The organism is Streptococcus sp. M143 (genome assembly GCF_000162495.1).
Taxonomy (GTDB): domain Bacteria; phylum Bacillota; class Bacilli; order Lactobacillales; family Streptococcaceae; genus Streptococcus; species Streptococcus dentisani.
The window spans coordinates 982007-1002425 of sequence record NZ_GG730097.1 but is presented as its reverse complement, the minus strand read 5'-3'; the positions used below and the strand labels follow the sequence as shown (position 1 = coordinate 1002425).

The window sequence follows — 20419 nt, the reverse complement described above, 5'->3', positions numbered from 1 at the left end:
ACAAGCATGAGCAACAGCGTGTCTGCTTCAATTAGTGCATCTGAATCAGCAAGCAACAACTCAAGTAGTACTTCAGTTTCAACAAGTACTTCAGTAAGCTTGAGTAACAGCGTAAGCACATCTACATCACTTAGCAATAGCGTTTCAAGTAGTTTGAGTACAAGTGCGTCACAACAATCTAACTCATTCAGCTATAGTAAGGGTGAGCCAACAAGCGAATCTAAGCCAGAGTTTAACCTTCCTAGCTACCTTGAATCTGTAAGTGCAAGTGAGTCAGTTTCACTCAGCAAGTCAGTAAGCGTATCATTGAGCGATAGTACTTCAGCCTCAATCAGCGCAAGTGAGTCAGTCTCAACAAGTACAAGCTTGAGTGACAGCATTTCTGCATCAATCAGTGCAAGCAACAACTCAGGTAGCGGTTCAGGTTCAACAAGCACAAGCAATGGTTCAGCTAGTCAATCAGCTAGCGCATCAGTATCAGCAAGTCAAAGCACTTCAGCATCTGTATCAGCTAGCCAATCAGCTTCAGCTTCAATCAGTGCAAGCAACAACTCAGGTAGCGGTTCAGGTTCAACAAGTACAAGCAATGGTTCAGGCAATGCCTCAACTTCAGCAAGTACTTCAGCAAGCTTGAGCGATAGTGCAAGTACCTCAGCTAGCTTGTCTGACAGTGCTTCAATCTCAAGTGCATTGAACCACTCACAAGCTCCTGCACAACAACCTGCTGGACCAGGACGTTCAAACGGTAGAAAACTTCCAAATACAGGAACTGCAAGTAACCAATTTGCTGGTCTTGGATTAGGAGTAGCTGCCTTGGCAACTGCCTCTCTTCTTGGCAAGAAGAAGAAATCAGCAGCTTCTGAAATGGATTTAGAAGACTAAGTCCCAGAAATCGACTAAAATGAAATTGTTGATATCATTTTAGCGATGAAAACAAAAACCCCGGATAGCTCAAGGCTATCTGGGGTTTTTGGGCTTTTTGTCAACTGTAGAGAGTGACATCTAATTAAGCATGAGAGAGAATCAGATTGGTTCTCTCTTTTCTAACATTCAAAGTGACGAGAACTATCACTCTAAATTTTTGAAATTTTGAAAATCAAATACTAGACATCTTATATTCTTGCTGATTGCTTTTAACTAATGGCGAAGTTCACCAGAACAAGTCAACGTCTGGCTGTCAATCTCACAAGGTGCTAAAGTTTTCCTGAAAGTTTGAGGATAAAAGGCTTTATTATAGCGCGACTGAGATGTTGGAATATGTGAAATTTATTCAGTATATTTTTGGTATTTTGAAGTAGTGTGATGATGGGGATCTGGCTGTTAAATCTGTCCGCAGTGAACCGCTTTCACTTGTTCCTGAACTTTCTCTAAGGCGTTTGTAGAAGTAGTATTTGGTGGGTGATTGCTCTTTTTTGCTTCGTTTTTCGTGGAAATTTAAATTTTTAATGATTCTTAATCTTGCTTGAAAATCCAAGGGATTTCTTCAAAAATTCACACAAAACTCTTCAATTTGGGTTTGTGGAAATCGGTTTTTTATGATAGAATATTAAGGAATGTATGTCATTCGATAAACAAATTTAATGAGGTAAAAACATGGAAATCATGACCATTGCGATTGTTGTTTTTGCCGTCATCATTGGTTTAGTCATTGGATATGTCAGCATCTCAGCTAAGATGAAATCATCTCAAGAGGCTGCAGAGTTGATGCTTCTAAATGCTGAACAAGAAGCAACTAATTTACGAGGACAAGCTGAGCGCGAAGCGGATTTACTGCTAAATGAAGCCAAGAGCGAAAGCAAGTCTCTTAAAAAAGAAGCACTATTGGAGGCCAAAGAGGAAGCCAGAAAATACCGTGAAGAAGTGGACGCTGAATTTAAGTCAGAACGTCAGGAGCTCAAGCAAATTGAAAGTCGTTTGACGGAGAGAGCTACGAGCCTTGACCGAAAAGACGACAATTTGACGAACAAAGAAAAAACACTTGAACAAAAAGAACAAAGTATTTCTGATAGAGCAAAAAACCTTGATGCACGTGAAGAGCAATTAGAGGAAGTCGAAAGACAAAAAGAAGCTGAACTTGAACGTATCAGTTCTCTTTCCCAAACTGAGGCTCGAGATATTATCTTGGCTCAGACAGAGGAAAACTTGACCAAGGAAATTGCTAGCCGCATTCGTGAGGCTGAGCAAGAAGTGAAGGAACGTTCAGACAAGATTGCGAAAGATATCTTGGTTCAGGCTATGCAGCGTATCGCTGGTGACTATGTCGCAGAGTCAACCAACTCGACAGTCCATCTCCCAGATGACACGATGAAAGGTCGCATTATCGGACGTGAAGGTCGCAATATTCGTACCTTTGAAAGTTTGACAGGGGTTGATGTCATTATCGACGATACGCCAGAAGTGGTAACCTTGTCAGGATTTGACCCGATTCGTCGTGAAATTGCTCGTATGACCATGGAAATGTTACTCAAGGATGGCCGTATCCACCCAGCTCGTATCGAGGAGTTGGTGGAGAAAAACCGTCAGGAGATTGACAATAAAATCCGTGAATATGGTGAGGCTGCTGCCTATGAGATTGGTGCTCCAAACCTTCATCCAGACTTGATGAAGATCATGGGACGCTTGCAGTTCCGTACTTCATATGGACAAAATGTCTTGCGTCATTCGATTGAGGTTGCTAAGTTATCTGGTATCATCGCCAGTGAACTTGGTGAAAATGCAGCTCTTGCCCGTCGTGCTGGATTCCTTCACGACATCGGGAAAGCTATTGACCGTGAGGTTGAAGGTAGCCACGTTGAGATTGGTACGGAATTGGCTCGTAAGTACAAGGAACACCCAGTTGTGGTGAATACGATTGCTAGCCACCACGGTGATGTCGAAGCCGAAAGCGTCATTGCAGTGATTGTTGCTGCAGCAGATGCCTTGAGTGCAGCGCGTCCAGGTGCTCGGAGTGAATCTCTTGAAAGCTACATCAAGCGTCTCCATGATTTGGAAGAAATCGCTAATAGCTTTGAAGGAGTGCAAAATAGCTTTGCTCTTCAAGCAGGACGTGAAATCCGTATCATGGTTAATCCAGGACAAATCAAAGACGACAAAGTCACAATCTTGGCTCACAAAGTTCGTGAGAAAATTGAAAATAATCTCGATTACCCAGGAAATATCAAGGTAACCGTGATCCGTGAACTTCGTGCAGTAGATTATGCTAAATAAATAAGAAAGAGCAGTTGAAAAATTACTGCTTTTTTGTTACACTAGATAGAAAGACTGTAGAAGGATAACTGACGCTATCATCAGTATCCGAGAGAAATTTTACTTTATTTCACAGACTAACTAAAGGAGACATAATGGCAGACCGAGGCTTGCTAATCGTTTTTTCTGGTCCTTCAGGAGTTGGGAAAGGAACGGTTAGAAGAGAGATTTTTGAGAGTTCTGAGAATCAATTTCAATACTCTGTATCGATGACGACGCGTGCGCAACGTCCTGGTGAAGTGGACGGAGTGGACTATTTCTTCCGTACTCGTGAAGAGTTTGAAGAGCTGATCCGTCAAGGTCAGATGTTGGAATATGCAGAATATGTCGGTAACTACTATGGAACTCCGCTGACCTATGTCAATGAAACTCTGGACAAGGGAATCGATGTCTTTCTTGAGATTGAAGTCCAAGGAGCCCTTCAGGTTAAGAAAAAGGTTCCAGATGCTGTCTTTATCTTTTTAACGCCACCAGATTTGGATGAATTGCAAGATCGTTTGGTAGGTCGTGGAACAGATAGTGCTGAAGTGATTGCCCAACGAATCGAAAAAGCCAAGGAAGAAATTGCCCTCATGCGTGAGTATGATTATGCCATTGTCAACGATCAGGTGCCCCTCGCTGCTAAACGTGTCAAGCGTGTGATCGAAGCAGAACACTTCCGTGTGGACCGTGTCATTGGTCACTACCAGGAGATGTTGCCAAAATCTCCAACTACTCGATAAACTATAGGAAACAGGTACAAGCAAATGATGTTAAAACCCTCTATTGATACCTTGCTTGACAAGGTACCATCTAAATATTCACTCGTAATTTTGGAAGCAAAGCGTGCCCACGAACTAGAAGCAGGCGCGCCAGCAACTCAAGAGTTTAAGTCTGAAAAATCAACTCTTCGCGCTTTGGAAGAAATCGAGTCTGGAAATGTAACCATTCACCCAGATCCAGAAGGAAAACGTGAAGCGGTTCGTCTCCGTATCGAAGAAGAAAAACGCCGCAAAGAAGAAGAAGAAAAGAAAATCAAAGAGCAAATCGCTAAAGAAAAAGAAGATGGTGAAAAAATTTAAGGTTGGGGGGACTCAATCTTATTTTTTCTATTGCAAGAATTTACTGACAAGAAGGAGGTGAGAAAATGGCTATCGCAAAGATTATCGTGGATGTTCCCCTGATGCAGACGGACCAGCCCTATAGTTATAAGGTCCCTGAAGAATTTGTAGAGATGCTGGAAGTCGGTATGCGGGTCCATGTCCCCTTCGGCAAGGGCAATCGTTTGATCCAAGGAATTGTGCTAGGTTTGGAGTCCCAGTCGGGAGAAGTAGCTGATCAGGACTTGAAGGAGATTGCAGAAGTGCTAGACTTTTCCCCCGTCTTGACTCAAGAGCAACTCTGGCTGGCTGAGGAGTTACGCAAGTCTGTCTTTTCTTACAAAATCTCCATTCTAAAAGCCATGTTGCCGGGATTTTTAAACTCTAGTTATGATAAGATTCTCTATCCTCTGGAAGGTCTGAGTCAGGCAGACAAAGAGCGTTTGTTTGGTTCAGAAGCTTCGCTAGCCTTTTCTTCTCTAGACTTTGCCAAACAGGCAGAAATGATGCGTTTGACTAGAAAAGGGCTACTCCGTTTAGAATACCAGGCAGTCGATCAAAAGAAGGTCAAGACCCAGTCTTGGTATGAGGTTGATGCTAATCGACTAGAGCAGACTGAGATTTCTACCCGTGCTAAGAAAAAGGCAGAGCTGAGAGACTATTTGCTGTCTCATCCTGAAAGTGCTCCTCTGGCTAGCTTGTTAGAGTCTTATTCGCGGGAGCAAGTCAACTTCTTTGTGGAACAAGGTGCTGTGTCCATAGTCCAAAAGGAAGTGCAACGCTCAGCTGTTTATTTTGAAGGCATTGAAGTCAGCCAACCTTTGGAATTGAATCCTGAACAAAGACAGGCACGTGATGCGGTTGTCAGTGCTATTGGCAGTCAACAGCCTCCTTTCCTCCTCCAAGGAATTACAGGAAGTGGGAAAACTGAGGTTTACTTACAGATCATCCAAGGAGCCTTGGACAAGGGCAAGACGGCCATTTTGCTGGTACCTGAGATTTCTCTGACGCCGCAGATGACAGAGCGTTTCATTGCTCGTTTCGGCGAGAAAGTGGCCATTCTTCACTCAGGCCTGTCCAGTGGTGAAAAGTACGATGAATGGCGCAAGGTTGAGCGCGGCGATGCCCAAGTTGTTATTGGCGCTAGATCAGCCATCTTTGCACCTTTGAAAAGTCTAGGCGTCATAATTATCGATGAAGAGCATGAAGCTAGCTACAAACAAGACAGCAATCCCCGTTATCATGCTAGAGAGGTCGCCATTCTACGGGCCCAGTACAATCAAGCAGCCCTGGTCCTTGGTTCAGCGACACCAAGTCTGGAAAGCCGTGCGCGGGCTGGAAAAGGTGTCTATCAACACTTGCGGCTAACCCAACGGGCCAATCCTTTAGCCACTATTCCTGAGGTTCAAGTGATTGACTTTCGGGACTATATCGGACAAAATGAGACATCAAACTTTACCCCTCCTTTGCTAGAAGCCATCCAAGACCGTCTGGACAAAAAAGAACAGGTAGTCCTCATGCTCAACCGCCGGGGTTATTCTAGCTTTGTCATGTGTCGGGAGTGTGGGACGGTGGATAGTTGTCCCAACTGTGACATTTCTCTAACCCTGCACATGGATACCAAGACCATGAATTGCCATTATTGTGGTTTTTCGAAGGGGATTCCTCATGTCTGTCCAAACTGTCAGAGTCGCAGTATTCGTTACTACGGGACGGGGACTCAGAAAGCCTATGATGAGCTAGCAGAGCTCTTTCCTCAGGCACGCATTCTACGGATGGATGTGGATACGACCCGTAAGAAAGGCAGTCACCAAGCCTTACTGGACCAGTTTGGTCGAGGTGAAGCAGATATCTTGCTGGGAACTCAGATGATTGCCAAGGGCTTGGATTTTCCAAATGTGACCCTAGTCGGAGTGCTCAATGCGGATACGGCCTTGAATCTGCCAGATTTCCGTTCTTCTGAGAGAACCTTCCAGCTCTTAACTCAGGTGGCAGGCCGTGCAGGTCGTGCAGAAAAGGCTGGGCAGGTCTTGATCCAGTCTTACAATCCTGAGCATTATGCCATTCGTTTTGCCAAAGATCAGGACTACGATGGCTTTTACGCTTATGAAATGAGTATCAGGCGCCAACTCGGCTACCCGCCTTATTATTTTACGATTGGGATTACCCTCTCTCACAAGAAAGAAGAAGAGGTTGTCAAACGTGCCTATGAAGTCATGGGGATTTTGCGCTCAGGTTTATCGGAAACTAGTAAAATCCTTGGACCGACACCAAAACCCATTGCCCGTACCCACAACCTTTATCATTACCAGATTTTGACTAAATACCGTTTAGAAGATGAGCTGGGACCGACTCTAAATCAGGTTCTGGCCTTAACTCAAGAAAGAGAAAATAGCGAGCTTCGTCTCAGTATTGATCACGAACCGCAGCAATTTTTATAAGAAGGAGAAGAAATGACAAAACTAATCTTTATGGGGACACCTGAATTTTCAGCGACAGTTTTGAAGGGGTTGTTATCAGATGACCGTTACGAGATTCTAGCTGTTGTGACTCAGCCAGACCGCGCTGTCGGCCGTAAAAAAGTCATCCAAGAAACCCCAGTTAAGCAGGCTGCAAAAGAAGCAGGCCTTCCTATCTACCAGCCTGAAAAATTATCTGGGAGTCCAGAGATGGAAGCCATTATGAAGCTAGGAGCTGATGGGATTATCACTGCTGCTTTTGGGCAGTTTCTCCCAAGCAAACTTCTTGATAGCATGGACTTTGCAGTCAATGTTCACGCTTCCCTTCTTCCAAAACACCGTGGTGGAGCTCCCATTCATTATGCCCTGATTCAAGGGGATGAGGAAGCTGGTGTGACCATTATGGAAATGGTTAAAGAAATGGATGCAGGAGATATGATTTCCCGCCGTAGTATTCCTATTACAGATGAGGACAACGTTGGAACCTTGTTTGAGAAATTGGCAATTGTTGGTCGTGACTTGCTTTTGGACACCCTTCCTGGCTATATTGCTGGGGAGATCAAACCTGAACCACAAGATCCTAGTCAAGTCACTTTCTCGCCAAATATTAAGCCAGAAGAAGAGAAACTCGATTGGACTAAAACCAATCGCCAACTCTTTAACCAAATTCGCGGCATGAATCCTTGGCCTGTTGCCCATACTTTTCTCAAAGGCGACCGCTTTAAGATCTATGAAGCCCTTCCAGTAGAAGGTCAGGGAAATCCAGGTGAGATCCTCTCTATTGGTAAGAAAGAATTGATCGTTGCAACGGCTGAAGGAGCTCTATCTCTCAAGCAAGTGCAACCAGCAGGTAAGCCTAAGATGGACATTGCTTCTTTCCTCAACGGAGTTGGACGGACATTGACTGTAGGAGAACGATTTGGTGACTAAAGTAGAAACGGCTAGAAATCTATCTCTAGCAGTGTTAGAGGATGTTTTTATCCACCAAGCATACTCCAATATTGCCTTAAACAAACACCTCAAGGGGAGTCGACTCTCAGTAGCAGACAAGGGGTTGGTGACAGAGATTGTCTACGGAACGGTAGCCCGAAAACTGACTCTGGAATGGTACCTGTCCCACTTTATCGAAGACCGGGATAAGCTTGATAACTGGCTCTATATCCTGCTCCTTCTGAGTGCCTACCAACTTCGGTATCTGGATAAGGTTCCCAATCACGCAGTGGTCAATGAAGCTGTAGAGCTAGCTAAAGCCCGTAAAAAAGGCAGTGAAAAATTAGTCAACGCTGTCCTTCGTCGTATTTTGCGAGAAGGCTGGCCAGACATTGATAGTATCAAACGCAAAAACAAGCGTGATTCCATTGCTTATTCTCTCCCAGTTTGGCTCGTGTCTAAGCTCAAGGAAGAATACGGCGAAGAGCGAGCCCAAGCCATCTTTGACAGCCTATTGGTGCGTAACAAAGCCAGTATCCGAGTGACCGACTTGAGTCGAAAAGAGGAAATCAAGGCCGTGTTAGAGGCGAGTGACTCACTTTTGGCTGTTTCTGGTTTGGTCAAGGAGCAGGGGCATTTTGCGGGTCATGACTTGTTCGCCGAGGGAGCCATTACCATCCAAGATGAGTCCAGTCAATTGGTTGCTCCCACTCTTGATTTACAAGGCGATGAGCAGGTCCTAGATGCCTGTGCGGCTCCGGGTGGAAAGACAGCCCATATTGCTTCTTACCTTACATCTGGTATGGTGACAGCTTTGGATCTATATGATCACAAGTTGGATTTGATCCAAGAAAACGCCCAACGTCTGGGTGTGGCAGATCGGGTGCAAACGCAAAAATTGGACGCCAGAAAGGTACATGAGTTTTTTGAAAAGGACTCTTTTGACAAGATTTTAGTAGATGCCCCTTGTTCTGGAATTGGTCTTTTGCGTCGCAAACCAGATATCAAATACAATAAAGAAACGGCGGATTTCGCATCATTACAGCAAATTCAGCTGGAAATACTAGGTAGTGTTTGTCAAACGCTACGTAAAGGTGGTATAATAACGTATAGTACCTGTACTATTGTCTCTGAGGAGAACTTTCATGTCGTTGAGGCATTTTTAGAAAGTCATCCCGAGTTTGAGCAGGTTAAACTAGAACATGAATGCAAGGATATTTTGAAGGACGGCTGTATCTTGATCACTCCTGAATTGTACGGAAGTGATGGATTCTTTATCAGCCAATTCCGCAAGATATCTGATTAGGAAGGAACTGACACAATGGAAATAGCATTATTAACAGATGTTGGTCAGAAACGAACAAATAACCAAGACTATGTCAATCACTTTGTCAACCGAGCAGGACGCACCATGATCCTCTTGGCTGATGGGATGGGAGGACACCGTGCAGGCAATATCGCTAGTGAGATGGCGGTGACAGATCTGGGCGTGGCTTGGGTTGATACCCAAATCGACACCGTCAATGAGATCCGTGAATGGTTTGCCCACTATCTGGAACTTGAAAATCAAAAAATTCATCAGATGGGGAAAGACGAAGCCTATAAGGGGATGGGAACAACGCTTGAAGCAGTAGCCATTATTGGAAATCAAGCTATTTATGCCCATATTGGTGATTCTCGTATCGGTTTGATCCGTGGTGAAGATTATCGCCAGCTCACAAGTGATCATTCTTTGGTTAATGCTCTGCTAAAGGCTGGTCAGCTAACTCCAGAGGAGGCAGAGATTCATCCGCAGAGAAATATCATCACCCAATCCATTGGGCAAAAAGATGAAATTCAACCAGATTTTGGCATGGTTAGCCTAGAGCCAGGAGACTACCTCTTGCTCAACAGTGACGGCTTGACCAATATGATCTCAGGAAGCGATATCTACGATATTGTAACGAGTGATATTTCCTTGGCAGACAAGGCGGCAACTTTGATTCGTTTTGCAAACAATGCAGGAGGCTTAGACAATATCACGGTTGCCCTTGTTCACATGAATGAGGAGGAAGTAGAATGATCCAGATCGGCAAGATTTTTGCCGGACGATATCGGATTATCAAACAGATTGGTCGAGGAGGCATGGCGGATGTTTACTTGGCCAAGGATTTGATCCTAGACGGGGAAGAAGTGGCGGTTAAGGTCCTGAGGACTAACTATCAGACAGATCCGATTGCTGTGGCACGTTTTCAACGTGAAGCGAGAGCCATGGCGGATCTGGATCATCCCCATATCGTTCGAATAACAGATATCGGTGAGGAAGACGGTCAGCAGTATCTAGCTATGGAGTATGTGGCAGGGCTTGACCTCAAACGTTATATTAAAGAACACTCTCCTCTCTCAAACGAAGAAGCCGTCCGTATTATGGGACAGATTCTCTTGGCGATGCGTCTGGCGCATACGAGAGGGATTATCCACCGAGATTTGAAACCTCAAAATATCCTATTGACACCAGATGGAACTGCCAAAGTTACAGACTTTGGGATTGCCGTGGCTTTTGCAGAGACCAGTCTGACACAGACCAACTCCATGCTCGGTTCAGTCCACTATCTCTCACCTGAGCAGGCCCGTGGTTCCAAGGCAACTGTGCAGAGTGACATCTATGCTATGGGGATTATTTTCTATGAAATGTTGACTGGACATATCCCTTATGATGGGGATAGTGCAGTGACTATTGCCCTCCAGCATTTCCAAAAACCACTCCCATCTGTTATTGCTGAGAATCCAGCAGTACCACAAGCTTTGGAAAATGTCGTTATCAAGGCAACGGCCAAGAAATTAACAGATCGCTATCAGTCTGTATCAGAAATGTATGTGGATTTGTCGAGTTGTTTATCTCACAATCGTAGGAGAGAACCAAAGCTAGTCTTTGATGAGGCAAGCAAGGTTGATACCAAGACCTTGCCTAAAGTTCCACAAAGCACTCTGACCTCTATTCCGAAGGCTAAGCCACAATTAGAGCGACCTCAATCAAAACAGCAGACTCAGCAGGTGATAAATGAAGCACCAGTACCAAAACCAGCGAAAAAACGGAAGTTTAAAGCTCGCTATATGATTTTACTGGTCAGTGCCTTGCTAGTTGCAGCCTCTTTGATTTGGATCTTTTCCCGAACTCCAGCGACTATTGCTATTCCAGATGTATCGGGACAGACAGTTGCTGAAGCTAAAGAGACACTGAAGAAAGCTAATTTTGAAGTAGGTGAAGAAAAGACAGAGGCCAGCGACACAGTAGCCGAAGGTCGCGTCATTCGAACAGATCCAGAAGCTAGAAGCGGTCGAAAAGAAGGAAGTAAAGTAAATCTAATCGTTTCATCAGGTAAGCAATCCTTCCAACTAAGTAACTATGTAGGACGTAAGTCCTCGGATGTTGTCGCAGAGCTCAAAGAGAAAAAGGTTCCAGAAAATCTTATCAAGATCGAGGAAGAGGAATCTAGCGAAAGCGATCCAGGAACAGTCATTAGGCAAACTCCAGCTGCAGGAAGTACTTACGATCTCACGAAAGCCAGCACGATTACCTTAACAGTTGCTAAGAAGGTGACCAGCGTTTCGATGCCAAGTTACATTGGTTCAAGTCTCGAATTTACTAAGAACAATTTGACTCAGATTGTTGGTGTAAAAGAGGCCAATATCGAAGTTGTGGAAGTATCAACTGCTCCTGAAGGAACTACTGCAGGAACAGTTGTTAGTCAGGACCCTAAACCTGGAGAAAAGGTAGATCTCAATAAAACACGTGTTAAGATTTCTATTTATAAACCAAAACCACTTCCTTCTTCATCAAGTTCGTCTCAACACGGAAATTCAGGAACAGACACGACGCCTTCACAGAGTAACAATCAAGGTAGCAATCCTACAACGGATTCTTCAGATGGCAGTAGAACGTCAAGTAATGAACGAAATTAACCCAATCTTTGTCATGATTTCATGACAAAGATTTTTTTTCATGAACTTTTGTGATAGAATAAAGGGAGTAGAAAATAGGAGTAGAAAATGGACGAATCAAAAGAGTTAAATGCTGTCATTGATGTGATTATGCTAGCTGGAACCATTCTCTTGAAAAGTGGTTCGGAGATTCATCGGGTTGAGGACACCATGATTCGCATTGCCCATTCACAGGGAATAGTGGATTGCAATGTTCTTGCCATGCCCGCAGCTATTTTCTTTTCGATTGAAAATACCAATATTTCTCGGATGAAACGGGTGACGTCATCCTCCTATAACATCGAAAAAGTCTGCGATGTCAACCAAGTATCACGAGAACTTGTCGGTGGTCAGATCGATCTTTCTGCAGCCTTTCAAAAGTTAAGGGAAATCAGAAATCAAGCCCTTCCTTATAGCAAGCTCCAAGTGACTCTTGCAGCGACCCTCAGTGCCCCTTTCTTTTCGATTATGTTTGGTGGCAATGTCTATGATGCTTTTGGAGCAGGCGTTGCGACCTTGTTTGGTTTTGCCTTCTCTCTCTATGTTGAGAAGTTTATCCGAATTCCTTTTGTAACAGCTTTTGCGGGTGCCTTTGTTTTTGGCTTGATTGCCCAGTTCTGGGCCCGCTATACTGGATTTCCTTCGACAGCAGACCTGATCATAGCAGGAGCGGTCATGCCCTTTGTTCCAGGGATTGCTCTGACAAATGCAGTTCGGGATATCATGACCAACCATATCAACTCTGGTATGAGCAAGATGTTTGAATCTTTGCTCATTACCCTCGCTTTAGGGGCCGGTACCTCCGTCGCCCTAGTTTTGATGACATAAGATGACTCTAACAAGTATTTTGCTCCAAGCAGTGGCGAGTTTACTTGCCATTATCACCTTTTTAATCGTACTGAATGTTCAACGCTCCATGCTCCTACCTGGTGGTATTTTGGGAATGGGCGTTTGGCTCCTCTATCTCGTGCTCAAAGAACCAACCAATGTTATTATTGCGACCTTTATCGCAGCAGTAATTGGCTCTTGCATCAGCCAGATTTTAAGTATTGTCTATAAGACACCAGCGGTGGTCTTTGTTTTGGCCATTCTTGCCCCCTTGGTACCAGGTTATCTTTCCTATCGGACGACTGCCTTCTTTGTGACAGGCGATTACAGCCATGCCCTTGCCAGTGCGACTTTGGTGGTTATGTTAGCTCTTGTTATTTCTATTGGAATGGCAAGTGGAACGGTGATTTTAAAACTTTATTACTATATCCGAAAACAGCGAGGAATCTCCTCCTAAGGCTGTCAAAGAAAAGGCTTGATTTGGTGAATCAAGTCTTTTTTCTCTCATTTGTTCCTATTTGTGATAAAATAGAATAGAACGATTTTTTACAATGAATGAAAAAACAGAGGTAAATATGACAATCGGTATTGATAAGATTGGTTTTGCGACCAGTCAATATGTCTTGAAACTACAAGACTTAGCAGAAGCGAGGGGAGTTGACCCCGAAAAATTTAGCAAGGGACTCTTGTTAAATGAAATTAGTATTGCACCACTGACTGAGGATATTGTTACCTTGGCTGCCAGTGCCAGCAACTCTATCCTCACAGATAAAGAAAAAGAAGAAATCGACATGGTCATCGTGGCGACCGAATCAGGAATTGACCAGAGTAAAGCGGCGGCGGTCTTTGTTCATGGTCTGTTAGGCATCCAGCCTTTCGCCCGTAGCTTTGAAATCAAAGAAGCCTGCTATGGAGCAACAGCTGCCCTTCATTATGCCAAGTTACATGTGGAAAATTCTCCAGAGTCCAAGGTCTTGGTCATTGCCAGTGATATTGCCAAGTATGGTGTGGCAACTCCGGGTGAGCCAACTCAGGGTGCTGGAAGTGTAGCGATGCTAATCACGCAAAATCCACGCATTATGGCTTTTAACAATGATAATGTTGCTCAAACACGCGACATCATGGATTTCTGGCGACCAAACTATTCAAGCACTCCTTATGTCAATGGTGTCTATTCAACCCAGCAATATCTGGACAGTCTCACAACGACTTGGGACGAATACAAGAAGCGCTACGATTGGACCATGGGTGACTTTGCGGCCATCTGTTTCCACTTGCCTTATCCGAAGCTGGCCCTAAAAGGCTTGCGCAAGATGATGGACAAGACTCTATCTCAGGAAAAACAGGATAGTTTGCAAGAAAACTTTGACAAATCAATTCTCTACAGTCAGATGATTGGGAATATCTATACAGGTTCCCTCTTCCTCGGCCTCCTCTCCCTTTTGGAAAATGCAGAGAATCTGAAGGCTGGCGATAAAATTGCCCTCTACAGTTACGGAAGTGGAGCTGTTTCAGAGTTCTTTAGTGGTGAATTGGTCGAAGGTTATGAGGCCTATCTCGACAAAGAGCGCTTGAGCAAACTCAAGCAACGTACAGCCCTATCCGTTGCAGACTATGAAAAAGTCTTCTTCGAAGAATTGCAGTTAGATGAATCTGGTTCAGCCCAATTTGCAGGCTATGAACATCAAGACTATGCCTTGGTTGAAATTGTCGACCACCAACGCCGTTATAGCAAGGTTGAAAAATAATGAAGATAAGTTGGAATGGATTTTCTAAAAAATCATACCATGAGCGCCTTGAGTTGTTGCGAGCTCAGGCGCTCCTTAGTCCTGAAAAGCAAAGGAGTCTAGAGCAGGATGAACAAGTCAGTTTGACGGTTGCAGACCAGCTGAGTGAGAATGTGGTGGGAACTTTTTCTCTGCCTTATTCGATCATTCCTGAACTTTTGGTGAATGGTCAGGACTATACAGTTCCTTATGTGACAGAAGAGCCGTCAGTGGTTGCTGCAGCTAGCTATGCCAGCAAAATCATCAAACGAGCAGGTGGCTTTGCTGCTCAAGTTCATCAGCGCCAGATGATTGGTCAGGTAGCCCTTTATCAAGTTGCTGAACCTGAACAAGCGCAAGAGAAGATTACCAGCAAGAAGGCTGAGCTCTTGGAACTTGCCAATCAAGCCTATCCTTCTATCGTTAAACGAGGAGGTGGGGCGCGTGATTTGCATGTAGAGCAGATCAAAGGTGAAGCAGACTTTCTCGTTGTTTATCTCCATGTTGATACTCAGGAAGCCATGGGAGCCAATATGCTCAACACCATGCTGGAAGCCTTGAAGCCAGTCTTAGAAGAACTCAGTCAGGGACAGAGTCTTATGGGAATTTTGTCCAACTACGCGACCGATTCTCTGGTGACAGCAAGCTGTCGAATTGCCTTTCGCTACTTGAGTCCTCAAAGGGATCAAGGACGAGAAATTGCGGAGAAAATAGCTTTGGCTAGCCAGTTTGCGCAGGCAGATCCTTACCGAGCAGCTACTCACAATAAAGGGATTTTTAATGGTATCGATGCCATTTTAATCGCCACGGGTAATGACTGGCGTGCTATCGAAGCTGGGGCTCATGCCTTTGCCAGTCGAGATGGACGCTATCAAGGTCTCAGTCAATGGACGCTGGACATGGAAAGAGAAGAATTGGTCGGTGAGATGACACTGCCCATGCCGGTAGCTACAAAAGGTGGCTCTATCGGTCTCAATCCTCGTGTAGCCCTCAGTCATGAACTACTAGGAAATCCTTCAGCCAAGGAATTAGCTCAGATTATCGTGTCCATCGGTCTTGCCCAAAACTTTGCGGCCCTCAAAGCCTTGGTCAGTACGGGCATCCAGCAAGGCCACATGAAACTACAGGCCAAATCCTTAGCTCTCCTAGCTGGTGCTAGTGAGTCTGAAGTTGCTCCCCTCGTTGAGCGCCTCATCGCAGATAAAACCTTTAACTTAGAGACAGCCCAGCGCTATCTAGAAAACTTAAGATCATAAAAAACTCAGACGAATTGGTCTGAGTTTTCTTGTGTTTATAGTCAATGAAAATCAAAAAGCAAACTAGGAAGCTAGCCGTAAGCTGTACTTGAGTACGGTAAGGCGACGCTGACGTGGTTTGAAGAGATTTTCGAAGAGTATTAAATACTTTTTCCTGGTAATAATGTAACTGGTAAGAAATAACCAGTTGTCGCGACCTCTTTACCTTCAATCTTCTGCAAGAGGAGATCAACAGTGAGTTGGGCAATCTCTTTCATAGGCTGCTTAATCGTTGTCAGATGAGGGTAGTAGTTCTCGATAAAGTAGGTCCCATCATAACCGATGACCTTGAGCTCTTCAGGAACAGAAATTCCCAGCTCCTGAGCGATTTTGATAACCAGGATAGCTGTCAAATCATCTGAAGCAAAAATCGCATCTGGTTTCTGATGGGTCAAGATATTCTTGATCTCCATTTCTTTTCTGACGGGAGAAAAGTCACTCGAAACATTGATGATAGGTGCTTTTGGGAGTAAAGAGGCAAAGCCAGCATGGCGCAGTCCAGTCGGTGAGTTAGAGTTGTCATTTCCTGTAATCATGATGATAGATTGGGCTCCTGTCTTGACCAAGGTTTGGGCGGCGAGAACCCCGCCACCGTAGTTATCAGAGGAGACGACAGGGATGTCTGGTGATAGATTTCGGTCAAAGGAAATAATCGGCGCTGTCACACGATTGTAGTCTTCGATTCCCAAGTTGTGACTTCCAGAAATGATACCATCGACCTGATTGGCCTCCAGCATTTCGATGTACTCGCGTTCTTTTTCAGAATCATGCTCACTGTTACAGATGATGGTCTTGTAACCATTTTTGAAGAGTTGGTGTTCCAACTTGTCAATCAACTCCGCATAAAAGACGTGACTGATGTTTGGAAAAATAAGTCCAATCAACTTGGCAGATTTTCCTTGGAGGCTTCGAGCCAGATTATTAGGCTTGTAGCCTAGTTCTCGCATGGCTTCATTGACCTTTTGAATGGTTTTCTCAGATAGATACCCCTTTTTATTGATGACCCGTGAGACGGTAGTGGGGCTGACGCCTGCAAGTTTTGCGACATCAGTTAGTTTTGCGACCATAATCTAATTCATAGTAAGTTCCAGTTGGGTTTCCAGACTTGATGAGGATACCATTTTGGTCCGCATGTGGGAAGACACGACCAGAAAATACTTTTTCTCCTTTATTGATGAAAATTTCAAAGACTGACTTATCGATGAAGATAGTGGCAGTAGTAGCTTGGTTATTGATAGGGCAAGAACGAGTGGTACCAAATTCTTGGGCGTACTGTTCACCAGCCTGACTACGATCCACTGTCATCTGTCCATTGACAAGGTCAAAGTTGATTGAAAGCCCCTTGCCTTCTTTATCAGCGAGCAAGACAATCTCGCTTTGGCTATTGGCTTCCAAGTTGAGCTCCAGTTCATAGGTGTTTTTGGTTTGAGTACGATTTGAGAAGACCTCTTCAGAAGAACGAAGTTCTTTGACGGCTGAGACAGGATATTGGTAGAGTTTGCCATCTTTGATAGTGAGTTCTTTGACCAATGAGAAGGTTCCTTGGTGGTCAAAACGGTCAGATGGGTAAGAAACATCTGGTAACCCAAGCCAACTAACTGCTAGAGCGCGTCCGTCAGGAGCGTTGAAGGCTTGGGTAGCATAGGCCTCGAAACCATAGTCTAGATTTTGTAATGGAGACACATCTACCATTTTGGCATTTTCAGGATCAAAGGAAGCCCCGATTTTGTACATGTTTGGATAGATATTATCATAGTCTAGAACACTCTTATCCAATCCTTGTGGACAGTAGAGAAGGACAGGTTGTTCCCCTACAAAGACTAGATTTGGGCATTCCATCATGTAGGCAGTGCGGTCGTTAGCAAAGTCAAGGTCGCCAACTGCTTGCCAGTTTGTATAATCATTGTCCACAGCCTTGTAGAGACGGACGAAGCCTTTTTTCTCCAAATCCTGTCCACCAACGATGGCATAATATTGTCCCTTAAAGTTAAAAATTTGCGGATCGCGGAAGTGGTCAGTAGAGTCTGATGGCTGGTCAATCAAGACCTTGTCAATCTTTGTAATCTTGCCATCCTTATCCATCAAAGCCCCAATCTGGTAAGGGTGACGGATCCAATTTTCATCACGGACATTTCCAGTATAAAATAGGAACAACTGATCGCCGAACTGCATGGCAGAACCAGAGTAAGCACCGTGGCTATCTAATGGAGTATCTGGCAAAACTTTGACTCCAGTTTCTGTAAAGTGTACTAAATCATCACTTTCAAGCTGCACCCAAGACTTCAACCCATGGGCTGCACCAAAGGGGAAGTTCTGGTAAAAGAGAATCCATTTGCCATCGAAATAAGAAAAACCATTTGGATCATTGAGAAGCCCTGTTTTAGGCTCGACATGGTAACGAGTATGCCAAGGAGATTGTGCCATCTTTTCCTTGATTTGCTTGATTTCATCATTAGACCAATCTTCATAGCGTCTATAACGGCGCTCAGTTGTCCATTCCATTTTATCTTTCCTCCATAAGTTCTATTCTATTATTAATAGTAAACGTTTTCGACAAAAAAAGCAAGTCTTTTATGTTAAAAAAGAGAAAAATATGTCAAACGATTACCATGAATCAAGTAAAGGGAATCTGGCAAATTTTCACGAAAAAATGAAAGAAAATGTAAATAAAAAGCTTTGAATCCTCTAATATAAAGATATTTTTTTGAGGACAAAGAGAATATCCCTCAAAAACAAGCAAAAATAATCAGGAACAAAAGAAAGGAAATAAAAAATTCTGCAAAACGCTTGACATATTTTAGAAACGTGATAAAATAATAGTCGTAGGGCGAATAAAATCGCTTTCAAACAAGAACAAAATTTTATAAGGAGATTTTTGCAAATGAACAATCAGGATATTGCAAAAAAGGTCATCGAAGCCCTTGGCGGACGTGAAAACGTCAACAGTGTAGCCCACTGTGCGACCCGTCTACGTGTCATGGTCAAAGATGAAGGGAAAATCAATAAGGAAGTGATTGAGAACTTGGATAAAGTTCAAGGAGCTTTCTTTAACTCAGGTCAATACCAAATCATCTTTGGTACTGGTACAGTAAACAAGATGTACGACGAAGTCGTTGCACTTGGTTTGCCAACATCTTCTAAAGAAGATATGAAAGCAGAAGCTGCTAAACAAGGAAACTGGTTCCAACGTGCTATCCGTACTTTCGGTGACGTTTTCGTGCCAATTATCCCAGTTATCGTAGCAACTGGTCTCTTCATGGGTGTTCGTGGTCTCTTGAATGCTCTTGGAATGACACTTCCAGAAGATGTTACCATTTACAGCCAAATCCTCACAGATACAGCCTTCATCATCTTGCCAGGTTTGGTTGTATGGTCAACCTTCCGCGTATTTGGTGGAAATCCAGCCGTTGGTATCGTCCTCGGTATGATGCTGGTTTCTGGCTCACTTCCAAACGCTTGGGCAGTAGCATCAGGTGGTGAAGTAACAGCTATGATTTTCTTTGGCTTCATTCCTGTTGTTGGTTTGCAAGGTTCCGTTCTTCCAGCCTTCATCATTGGGGTGGTCGGAGCCAAGTTTGAAAAAGCTCTCCGCAAAGTGGTTCCAGATGTCTTGGATCTCTTGGTGACGCCATTCGTGACACTTTTGGTGATGTCTATCCTTGGACTCTTTGTCATCGGACCAGTCTTCCATGTTGTTGAGAACTACATCCTTATCGGTACAAAAGCGATTCTTGGCTTGCCATTTGGTCTTGGTGGTTTCTTGATTGGTGGGGTTCACCAATTGATTGTCGTATCAGGTGTACACCACATCTTCAACTTGCTTGAAGTGCAATTGCTTGCTGCCGATCATGCCAACCCATTCAACGCCATTATCACTGCAGCTATGACAGCTCAAGGGGCTGCAACTGTTGCCGTTGGTGTCAAAACTAAAAATCCTAAACTGAAAACACTTGCTTTCCCAGCTGCTCTTTCTGCCTTCCTCGGTATTACAGAGCCTGCTATCTTCGGGGTGAACTTGCGTTTCCGTAAACCATTCTTCCTTTCATTGATTGCTGGTGCTATCGGTGGTGGACTGGCTTCTATCCTTGGACTCGCTGGTACTGGTAATGGTATCACCATCATCCCTGGTACAATGTTGTACATTGGTAACGGTCAATTATTCCAATACATCCTTATGGTAGCTGTATCATTCGTTCTTGGTTTTGCACTTACTTACATGTTTGGTTACGAGGACGAAGAAGAAGTTGCTAGTGAAGTAGCGACAGAACGTTTGGTTCAAGAAGAAACAACTGGTAACATTCCAGTAGCTCCTCAAAATGAAACAATCCAAACTCCAATCGTTGGGGACGTAGTTGCCCTTGAGAATGTTGATGACCCAGTCTTTTCAAGTGGTGCAATGGGACAAGGGATTGCAGTGAAACCAAGCCAAGGCGTGGTTTACGCACCAGCTGATGCAGAAGTATCAATCGCCTTTGCTACAGGACATGCTTACGGTTTGAAGACAGCAAACGGAGCTGAAATCTTGATCCACGTTGGTATCGACACGGTGACTATGAACGGTGAAGGCTTTGAACAAAAAGTTGCTCAAGGCGACAAGGTCAAAGCTGGTGATGTTCTCGGAACCTTTGACTCAAACAAAATCGCTGCTGCAGGTCTTGACGACACAACAATGGTTATCGTAACCAACACAGCAGACTACGCTTCTGTGACACCAGTCGCAAGCGGTTCAGTTGTCAAGGGTGACGCTATCATCGAAGTGAAAGCCTAGTCCTCTTCGAAAATCAGATTTAAAAATAAAACGAACAAATATTATGTTTGTTCGTTTTTACTTGGATGGTAAGATTTACAGAGGAAAA

At 44.1% G+C, this 20419-nt stretch carries 16 protein-coding genes; 14 read left to right on the top strand and 2 right to left on the bottom strand.

Translation table 11 applies throughout. The features are described 5' to 3' along the window. The 13 genes from HMPREF0850_RS11500 to HMPREF0850_RS11440 form a co-directional block, all read left to right on the top strand. Positions 1 to 882: LPXTG cell wall anchor domain-containing protein (locus HMPREF0850_RS11500; protein WP_029705134.1), on the top strand; the 882-nt coding region annotated here is incomplete at its 5' end. A gap of 711 nt (positions 883 to 1593) precedes the next feature. Continuing rightward, positions 1594 to 3207, top strand: a complete 1614-nt coding sequence (locus HMPREF0850_RS11495) for a ribonuclease Y (protein ID WP_000404954.1) — start codon at positions 1594 to 1596, stop codon at positions 3205 to 3207. Between the two features lie 134 nt (positions 3208 to 3341). After that, entirely contained in the window at positions 3342 to 3968 is a 627-nt protein-coding gene (gmk, locus tag HMPREF0850_RS11490; protein WP_000775043.1) for a guanylate kinase, read from the top strand. 24 nt (positions 3969 to 3992) lie between these two features. Next, the gene (rpoZ, locus tag HMPREF0850_RS11485) at positions 3993 to 4307 is read left to right on the top strand and encodes a DNA-directed RNA polymerase subunit omega (protein WP_002874282.1); all 315 of its coding nucleotides are present in this window, start codon (positions 3993 to 3995) and stop codon (positions 4305 to 4307) included. A gap of 65 nt (positions 4308 to 4372) precedes the next feature. Then, positions 4373 to 6766, top strand: a complete 2394-nt coding sequence (locus HMPREF0850_RS11480) for a primosomal protein N' (protein WP_000951904.1) — start codon at positions 4373 to 4375, stop codon at positions 6764 to 6766. A gap of 12 nt (positions 6767 to 6778) precedes the next feature. After that, positions 6779 to 7714: a methionyl-tRNA formyltransferase gene (fmt, locus tag HMPREF0850_RS11475; protein ID WP_000163718.1), complete on the top strand. Its 936-nt coding sequence runs from the start codon at positions 6779 to 6781 to the stop codon at positions 7712 to 7714. After that, positions 7707 to 9020, top strand: a complete 1314-nt coding sequence (gene rsmB, locus HMPREF0850_RS11470) for a 16S rRNA (cytosine(967)-C(5))-methyltransferase RsmB (RefSeq protein ID WP_009014086.1) — start codon at positions 7707 to 7709, stop codon at positions 9018 to 9020. The genes fmt and rsmB overlap by 8 nt, the downstream gene beginning before the upstream one ends. 15 nt (positions 9021 to 9035) lie before the next feature. Continuing rightward, positions 9036 to 9776, top strand: coding sequence for a Stp1/IreP family PP2C-type Ser/Thr phosphatase (locus HMPREF0850_RS11465; protein ID WP_000401536.1), 741 nt, complete (start codon positions 9036 to 9038; stop codon positions 9774 to 9776). Further along, the gene (pknB, locus tag HMPREF0850_RS11460; RefSeq protein WP_000614500.1) at positions 9773 to 11656 is read left to right on the top strand and encodes a Stk1 family PASTA domain-containing Ser/Thr kinase; all 1884 of its coding nucleotides are present in this window, start codon (positions 9773 to 9775) and stop codon (positions 11654 to 11656) included. The genes HMPREF0850_RS11465 and pknB overlap by 4 nt, the downstream gene beginning before the upstream one ends. Before the next feature lie 87 nt (positions 11657 to 11743). After that, complete coding sequence (locus tag HMPREF0850_RS11455; RefSeq protein WP_000344523.1) at positions 11744 to 12502, top strand: threonine/serine exporter family protein; 759 nt, start codon at positions 11744 to 11746, stop codon at positions 12500 to 12502. 1 nt (position 12503) lies between these two features. Beyond that, a complete protein-coding gene (locus HMPREF0850_RS11450) occupies positions 12504 to 12959 on the top strand; it encodes a threonine/serine exporter family protein (protein ID WP_000176903.1) in 456 nt (151 codons plus the stop codon). A 118-nt stretch (positions 12960 to 13077) separates the two neighbouring features. Continuing rightward, complete coding sequence (locus HMPREF0850_RS11445) at positions 13078 to 14250, top strand: hydroxymethylglutaryl-CoA synthase (RefSeq protein ID WP_025168409.1); 1173 nt, start codon at positions 13078 to 13080, stop codon at positions 14248 to 14250. Further along, positions 14250 to 15524, top strand: coding sequence for a hydroxymethylglutaryl-CoA reductase, degradative (locus HMPREF0850_RS11440; RefSeq protein ID WP_000704361.1), 1275 nt, complete (start codon positions 14250 to 14252; stop codon positions 15522 to 15524). Before HMPREF0850_RS11445 ends, HMPREF0850_RS11440 begins: the two co-directional genes overlap by 1 nt. Before the next feature lie 140 nt (positions 15525 to 15664). Here the strand turns inward: HMPREF0850_RS11440 and HMPREF0850_RS11435 are convergent, their stop codons facing one another. Together HMPREF0850_RS11435 and HMPREF0850_RS11430 are read right to left on the bottom strand one after the other, a co-directional pair. Next, positions 15665 to 16630, bottom strand: coding sequence for a LacI family DNA-binding transcriptional regulator (locus HMPREF0850_RS11435; RefSeq protein WP_000225987.1), 966 nt, complete (start codon positions 16628 to 16630; stop codon positions 15665 to 15667). Next, positions 16611 to 18065 carry a sucrose-6-phosphate hydrolase gene (locus HMPREF0850_RS11430; protein ID WP_000455341.1) on the bottom strand — a complete coding sequence of 485 codons (1455 nt, stop codon included), beginning with the start codon at positions 18063 to 18065 and terminating at the stop codon, positions 16611 to 16613. The genes HMPREF0850_RS11435 and HMPREF0850_RS11430 overlap by 20 nt, the downstream gene beginning before the upstream one ends. A gap of 379 nt (positions 18066 to 18444) precedes the next feature. On the opposite strand from HMPREF0850_RS11430, the gene HMPREF0850_RS11425 reads away from it, so the two are divergent. After that, positions 18445 to 20331: a sucrose-specific PTS transporter subunit IIBC gene (locus HMPREF0850_RS11425; RefSeq protein WP_001064517.1), complete on the top strand. Its 1887-nt coding sequence runs from the start codon at positions 18445 to 18447 to the stop codon at positions 20329 to 20331. The last annotated feature ends 88 nt before the right edge of the window (positions 20332 to 20419 follow it).

Excerpts from the sequence above, each read along its gene's own strand:
- HMPREF0850_RS11495 (WP_000404954.1), top strand. The coding sequence starts at position 1,594 with ATGGAAATCATGACCATTGCGATTGTTGTTTTTGCCGTCATCATTGGT.
- gmk (WP_000775043.1), top strand. The coding sequence starts at position 3,342 with ATGGCAGACCGAGGCTTGCTAATCGTTTTTTCTGGTCCTTCAGGAGTT.
- rpoZ (WP_002874282.1), top strand. The coding sequence starts at position 3,993 with ATGATGTTAAAACCCTCTATTGATACCTTGCTTGACAAGGTACCATCT.
- HMPREF0850_RS11480 (WP_000951904.1), top strand. The coding sequence starts at position 4,373 with ATGGCTATCGCAAAGATTATCGTGGATGTTCCCCTGATGCAGACGGAC.
- fmt (WP_000163718.1), top strand. The coding sequence starts at position 6,779 with ATGACAAAACTAATCTTTATGGGGACACCTGAATTTTCAGCGACAGTT.
- HMPREF0850_RS11465 (WP_000401536.1), top strand. The coding sequence starts at position 9,036 with ATGGAAATAGCATTATTAACAGATGTTGGTCAGAAACGAACAAATAAC.
- pknB (WP_000614500.1), top strand. The coding sequence starts at position 9,773 with ATGATCCAGATCGGCAAGATTTTTGCCGGACGATATCGGATTATCAAA.
- HMPREF0850_RS11455 (WP_000344523.1), top strand. The coding sequence starts at position 11,744 with ATGGACGAATCAAAAGAGTTAAATGCTGTCATTGATGTGATTATGCTA.
- HMPREF0850_RS11450 (WP_000176903.1), top strand. The coding sequence starts at position 12,504 with ATGACTCTAACAAGTATTTTGCTCCAAGCAGTGGCGAGTTTACTTGCC.
- HMPREF0850_RS11445 (WP_025168409.1), top strand. The coding sequence starts at position 13,078 with ATGACAATCGGTATTGATAAGATTGGTTTTGCGACCAGTCAATATGTC.
- HMPREF0850_RS11440 (WP_000704361.1), top strand. The coding sequence starts at position 14,250 with ATGAAGATAAGTTGGAATGGATTTTCTAAAAAATCATACCATGAGCGC.
- HMPREF0850_RS11435 (WP_000225987.1), bottom strand. The coding sequence starts at position 16,630 with ATGGTCGCAAAACTAACTGATGTCGCAAAACTTGCAGGCGTCAGCCCC.
- HMPREF0850_RS11430 (WP_000455341.1), bottom strand. The coding sequence starts at position 18,065 with ATGGAATGGACAACTGAGCGCCGTTATAGACGCTATGAAGATTGGTCT.
- HMPREF0850_RS11425 (WP_001064517.1), top strand. The coding sequence starts at position 18,445 with ATGAACAATCAGGATATTGCAAAAAAGGTCATCGAAGCCCTTGGCGGA.